6 protein-coding genes are annotated in these 5,840 nt (G+C 73.2%); 4 read left to right on the forward strand and 2 right to left on the reverse strand.

What is annotated here, in order from left to right; all coding sequences use genetic code 11:
- On the reverse strand, window positions 1-767 hold a 767-nt coding region (locus E1266_RS34935; protein ID WP_132054502.1), incomplete at its 3' end, for an LLM class flavin-dependent oxidoreductase.
- A gap of 55 nt (window positions 768-822) precedes the next feature.
- On the opposite strand from E1266_RS34935, the gene E1266_RS34940 reads away from it, so the two are divergent.
- From E1266_RS34940 to E1266_RS34955, 4 genes are all read left to right on the forward strand, one after another.
- Entirely contained in the window at window positions 823-2,397 is a 1,575-nt protein-coding gene (locus tag E1266_RS34940) for a 3-hydroxybutyryl-CoA dehydrogenase (RefSeq protein ID WP_132054504.1), read from the forward strand.
- A gap of 13 nt (window positions 2,398-2,410) precedes the next feature.
- Window positions 2,411-2,722, forward strand: a complete 312-nt coding sequence (locus E1266_RS34945) for an ATP/GTP-binding protein (RefSeq protein ID WP_132054506.1) — start codon at window positions 2,411-2,413, stop codon at window positions 2,720-2,722.
- A 9-nt stretch (window positions 2,723-2,731) separates the two neighbouring features.
- Window positions 2,732-3,454 carry an alpha/beta hydrolase gene (locus E1266_RS34950; RefSeq protein ID WP_132054508.1) on the forward strand — a complete coding sequence of 241 codons (723 nt, stop codon included), beginning with the start codon at window positions 2,732-2,734 and terminating at the stop codon, window positions 3,452-3,454.
- A 113-nt stretch (window positions 3,455-3,567) separates the two neighbouring features.
- Window positions 3,568-4,359 carry an alpha/beta fold hydrolase gene (locus E1266_RS34955; RefSeq protein ID WP_132054509.1) on the forward strand — a complete coding sequence of 264 codons (792 nt, stop codon included), beginning with the start codon at window positions 3,568-3,570 and terminating at the stop codon, window positions 4,357-4,359.
- A gap of 31 nt (window positions 4,360-4,390) precedes the next feature.
- Here the strand turns inward: E1266_RS34955 and E1266_RS34960 are convergent.
- On the reverse strand, window positions 4,391-5,840 hold a 1,450-nt coding region (locus E1266_RS34960), incomplete at its 5' end, for an AI-2E family transporter (protein WP_243719281.1).

Genomic DNA, 5,840 nt, shown 5'->3' on the forward strand with positions numbered 1-5,840 from the left:
GGGCGGGGACGGTCGTCCACGGGCACATAGCCGTCCAGGCCGGGGCCCAGCCAGCGCGGCATCTCCGCCATGAGGGTTCCGGCGGCCTCCTCGCGCGTGTCGGCGACCTGGGCGACATGGGTGGAGATGTGTGGGAGGTCCGGCAGGCCGTGCCGGGCGACGGCGGCGGCCTTCTCCTCCGGCCCGACGTGCATGCCCAGCAGCATCGGCAGGCCGCGCTCCGCCGCCAGCGCCTCCGTGGCGGGGGACGTGCACGCGACCGTCACCGGGAGCGGGGCAAGCGCGCGCGGGACGACCGGTACCTCGCGGAAGCGGAAGTGCTCGCCCTGCCAGGAGACCCGGTCCGACCGCAGCCAGGCGAGGAGCAGGTCCAGGGATTCGGCGAAGCCGTGCTCGTAGCGGGGCAGGCCGGTGCCGAACACCTCAAGGTCGCGCCAGGGACCGCCGCGTCCCACGCCCAGGCGGAACCGGCCGCCCGACAGCAGCGACAGCATCGCCGCCTGCTCCGCGAGCGCCACCGGGTGCTGGGCGGACAGGACGCTGACGGCCGTTCCGACATGGATCCGCCGGGTGACGGCGAGGAGATGCCCGGCCATGAGCGTCGCCGACGGGACGACTCCGTACGACATGAAGTGGTGTTCGGCCAGCCACACGTCGTCGAACCCGGCCCGTTCGGCGGCCACCGCCGCCTCGACCGTCCGGGACAGGGCATCGGTGTCGTTCTGGCAGGGGAAACGGGTGGCGAGCAGGAAGATACCGAGGCGCACCTAACCGTCGTACCCGCCAGGGGAAGCCGCGGGCACTTCTGCGAGACTGCCGTTCATGACTGGTGGTTCGTTCAGCAGAGTCGGGGTCGTCGGACTGGGCACGATGGGCGCGGGCATCGCCGAGGTGCTGGCGCGCGGCGGCCTCGCGGTGGTCGGCATCGAGGTGAACCAGGACGCGCTGGAGCGCGGGCGCGGGCACCTGGAGAACTCCACCGGACGCGCCGTCAAGCGGGGACGGCTCACCGAGGACGCGCAGCGGGAGATCCTCGGCCGGGTCGCGCTGTCCACCGATTTCGCCGACCTCGGGGACTGCGACCTCGTCATCGAGGCCGTCCCCGAGCGGCTCGACCTGAAGCGCAAGGTGTTCGCCGAGCTGGACCGGGTGTGCCGCGACGACGCCGTCCTCGCCACCAACACCTCGTCGCTGCCGGTCACCGACATCGCGGTCAGCACCGGCCGGCCCACCAAGATCGTCGGGGTGCACTTCTTCAACCCGGCGCCCGTGATGAAGCTCGTCGAGGTCATCGCGACCGTGCTGACCGAGCCGGACGCCGTGACCCGCGTCGCCGACCTCGTGCGGAGCCTCGGCAAGACCCCGGTGACGATCGGGGACCGCGCCGGGTTCGTCGCGAACCGGCTGCTGTTCGGCTACCTGAACCAGGCCGCGTCGATGCTGGAGTCCGGGCACGCCACCCGCGACGACATCGACACCGCGATGAAGGCGGGCGCGGGCCTGCCGATGGGCCCGTTCACCCTCATGGACCTGATCGGCCTCGACACCTGCCTGGAGGTGCTGGACGCGATCTACGCCGAGTCGCGGGACCGCCGCCACGCCGCCTCCCCGCTGCTGCGCGAACTCGTCACCGCCGGGCTCCTCGGCCGCAAGACCGGCCGCGGCTTCTACACCTACGACAAGTCCGCCGCCGAGGCCGCCGCGGAGACCGCCGCCGCCCCGGCGCCGGTCGTGGGCGTCGTCGGCGTCGGGCCGCTCGCGGACGCCATCGCCGCGCTGTGCGACCGTGCGGGCGCCGAGCTCCGGGACTCCGCCGCCGGGTTCGCCGGCTGCGACCTGATCATCGAGGCCGCGGAGGACGCCGAGGCCGGGCGGGCGCTGCTGTCGGCCGCCGCCCAGGCCGCCGCGCCGGACGCGGTGCTGGCCGTCACCTCGGCGGACGGCCCGGTGATCGGGCAGGCGATGGCCACCGGCCGTCCCGCCGGCACCGTCGGCCTGCACCTGCCGGACCCGGCCGGGACCCTCGCCGAGGTCGCGGCCACGGTCGCCACCGCCCCGGAGGCCGCCGACCGCGCCGCCGACCTCCTCGGCCGCCTCGGTCTGACGGTCGTCCGCTGCCGCGACCGCGCCGGGTTCATCGTGGACGCCCTGCGCTTCCCCTACTTGAACGACGCCGCGGCGATGCTCGGCGCCGGTTACGCCGACGCCGATTCGATCGACGCCGCGATGACGCTCGGCTGCGGCTACCCGACCGGCCCGATCGCGGATCTCGACCGTCTCGGCCTGGACCGCGCGGTCACCGTCCTCAACGCCCTCCACACCGAAACCCGCGACCCGGCCCTGGCCCCCGTGCCCCTCCTCACAGAGCACGTCACCGCGGCACGGCCTTTGCGCTGAATATGCTCGGAGCATGAGCCCCCGGAAGAATCGTCGTGCGATCAGGGGACGTGCGGCTCCGGGTGGGGCGTCCTGGGTGCAGGAGACCGAGGAAGGCCCGGACGGGGACTGGATCGTCCGGGCGGTCTCCGGGGGCGGTGCGGTCAAGGCGTACCGGTGTCCCGGATGCGATCAGGAGATTCCGCCGGGCGTCGCGCACGTCGTCGCGTGGCGGTCCGACGACCGGGACGGGCGTGACCGGCGGCACTGGCATCGTCCCTGCTGGCAGGCCAGAGGCAGGCGCTCGCCCCGCATCATGCGGTCGCGCGGCGCGCCGCGCTACTAGAGGAGGGTCATGGCGGAGATCAGGGCGTCCACGGTGCTGCCGGCGCGGCGTGAGGAGATCACGCTGCACACCGCCGACGGGCTGGAACTGGTCGGCGAGCTGGCGCTGCCCGCCGAACGGCCGCCGGTGGCGACGCTGGTGTGCCTGCACCCGCTGCCCACCGCCGAGGGGATGATGGACAGCCACGTCCTGCGCAAGGCGTCCTACCGGCTGCCCGCGCTCGCCGACATCGCCGTGCTGCGGTTCAACACGCGCGGGACGTCGTCGGCGCGCGGCACGAGCCAGGGCGAGTTCGGCGAGGGCGAGACCGAGCGGTACGACGTCGCGGCGGCGCTGGAGTACACCGAGTACCACGACCTGCCGCGCCCGTGGCTGCTCGGCTGGTCGTTCGGCACCGAGCTGGCGCTGAAGTGGGGGCGCGACCCGCTGGTGGAGGGCCTGCTCCTGCTGTCCCCGCCGCTGCGCCGCGCGGGCGACGCCGACCTGGACGCCTGGGCCGCCGACGGCCGGCCGGTGGTGGCGCTGGTCCCGGAGCTGGACGACTTCCTGCGCCCGGCGGAGGCCAGGGAGCGCTTCAAGCGCATCCCGCAGGCCGAGGTCGTCGCGGTGGAGAACGCCAAGCACCTGTGGGTGGGCGAGCCGTATGTCCGGATCGCCCTGAACGAGATCGTGCAGCGGGTCGCTCCGGCGGCGGCCCCCCTGCCCACCGAATGGGACGAACCGGGCGAATAGTCGCACGCGGCCGATCGCGGCCACTCTCGTCACGCACGACTCGATAGCGGGTAACGATGGCTTAGCGATCGCGTTCCCGGCGGCCGCCGGGACGCCGTTCGGAGGGATCCGCCATGACCGTGCAGCTGTACGCCAGGGATGTCGGGTCCGGCACGCCGCTCGTCTTGTTGCACGCCTTCCCGCTCTCCTCCGCGATGTGGCTCGCCCAGCGGGAGGGGCTCGCGAGCCGGTTCCGCGTCGTCACCCCGGACCTGCGCGGCTTCGGCGGTTCCAGGCTCGGCGATGACGAGCCGTCGATCGACGCGATGGCCGACGACGTCGCCCGCATGTTCCGGACCCTCGGCGTCCAGCGCGCCGTCGTCGGCGGGCTGTCCATGGGCGGCTACGTGGCGATGGCGCTGTGCCGGCGGCACCCCGACCTCGTCCTCGGCCTGGTCCTGGCCGCGACCCGCGCCACCGCCGACGCCGAGCCCGTCCGGGAGGCCCGGCTGCGGCAGGCGGAGCGGCTCGAACGCGACGCCACCACGAAGGTCCTGGTGGACGAGGTGCTGCCCGGCCTCATCGGACCCACGACGCTCCAGCGGCGCGCCCTGATCTACGGGCGCGTCCGCGGGCTCGTCCAGGCCACCCCGCCGCTCGCCGCCGCCTGGGCGCAGCGGGCCATGGCGGGGCGGCGGGAGGCGTTCGAGACGCTCCGCAACCTGCGGGTGCCCGCCCTCGTCATGATCGGCGACGAGGACGCCCTCGCCACCGAGGACGAGGCCCGCGCCATGTCCGACGCGCTGCCGAACGCGGAGCTGCTCGTCATCCCGCGCGCCGGGCACCTGTGCGCGGTCGAGCAGCCGGACCTGTTCAACCAGGCCGTCGCCGAGTTCGCCGCCGCCCTGGCCAGGACCAGCCGCTGAACCACCGCTGCCGGGCCGGCGGGGCGCCGCGTTAGAGCGTCTCCTGCCTCGGCATGGCGACCTCGCGGATGAGCAGCGAGATCGCCGCCGCGGTCGGGATCGCGAGCAGCGCCCCGACCACGCCGAGCAGCGCCGCGCCGACCAGCGCCGCCACGATCGTCACCGCGGGCTGGACGTCCACCGTCCGTTTCATGACGCGCGGGTACACGACGTAGTTCTCCACCTGCTGGTAGATCACGTAGAAGATCACGCAGGCGATCAGGTCGGTGGTGGACCCCGTCAGGAACGCGACCAGCGCCACCACCACCGCGCCGATCGTCGCGCCCACCAGTGGGATCAGCGCGGTCACCGAGACGATCAGCGACAGCGCCAGGGCGTACTTCACCCCGAGGATCGACAGGAAGATGTACGAGGACAGCCCCGCGATGAACGCGATCGTGAACTGCCCGGCGACGTAGCCGCCTATCCGGTCGAGGATCTCGTCGCCGAGCAGCGCGACCCGCGCCCGCCGGGAACGCGGCGCGAGCTTGTAGAAGAACGTCTTGATCTGCGGCAGCGAGCTGAGGAAGTACAGCGTCAGGATCAGGATCGTCAGGGTCTGGAAGACGCCGTTGATCGCGACCTTGCCGATCCCGGTGGCCGTGTCGGTGAGGCTGTTCTGGAAGTCGGGGCTGTTGACGGCCTTCTCGGCGCGGTCGAGCAGCCCGTACCGCTTGTCCCACTCGGCCAGCGTCTTGTTGTTCTGCAGCTGCTCGACGTACTCGGGGATGCTCTTGCGCAGCTCGGTGACCTGCTCGGTGATCGGCTGGACGAGCGAGGCGACGAAGCCCGAGAAGAACAGCAGCACGAGCAGGAACACCGCCGCGACCGCCGCGCCGCGCGGCAGCCCGATCCCGCGGAGCCGCTCCACGGCCGGGTTTAGCCCGACCGCGAGGAACATCGCCACCACGATCATCACGATCACGGACTTGGCGTTGGACGCGGCCTGCACCAGCAGCCAGGCGGTGATGACGCCGAGCGCCGCGGTGAACCCGAACACGAACGGGTGCGCGCGGCCGAGCGGCTGACCGGGCCGCCCGAACGGGAACATCTGGTCGACGCCCGCCTCGCGCCTGCGCTGCTCGACGTTGTACGCAGGGTCGGGTGCGCCCGGAACGGGCGGCGCCTTCTCGGCCGCGGGGATCGTCGCCGGGAGGCCGACGGGCGTGCCGGTCGCGGGGTCGCGCTCGCGGGCGGGCTCCTCGATCTCCTCGGGCTTCAGCGCACCGCTGGGCGCGACGAGACTCTCATCCGGCTCCGCGGCGTCTTCCCGGCCCGACGGTTCTTCCCGGCCCGACGGTTCGTCTTCGGGACGGGCGGTCGCGTCGTCTTCGCCGGACGGTTCGTCCTCGGGACGGGCGGTCGCGTCGTCTGCGGGGCGGTCCTCCCGGTCGGGGCTGTCCTCTTCGGCGGACGGGTCGTCGCCGGGCGGGGGAGTTGTC

It is taken from the genome of Actinomadura sp. 7K534, from assembly GCF_004348575.1.
GTDB classification, from domain to species: Bacteria; Actinomycetota; Actinomycetes; order Streptosporangiales; family Streptosporangiaceae; genus Spirillospora; species Spirillospora livida.

What these genes read in the sequence shown, in the direction of transcription:
- E1266_RS34955 (WP_132054509.1), top strand. Translation starts at nt 3,568, where the DNA reads ATGACCGTGCAGCTGTACGCCAGGGATGTCGGGTCCGGCACGCCGCTC.
- E1266_RS34940 (WP_132054504.1), top strand. Translation starts at nt 823, where the DNA reads ATGACTGGTGGTTCGTTCAGCAGAGTCGGGGTCGTCGGACTGGGCACG.
- E1266_RS34945 (WP_132054506.1), top strand. Translation starts at nt 2,411, where the DNA reads ATGAGCCCCCGGAAGAATCGTCGTGCGATCAGGGGACGTGCGGCTCCG.
- E1266_RS34950 (WP_132054508.1), top strand. Translation starts at nt 2,732, where the DNA reads ATGGCGGAGATCAGGGCGTCCACGGTGCTGCCGGCGCGGCGTGAGGAG.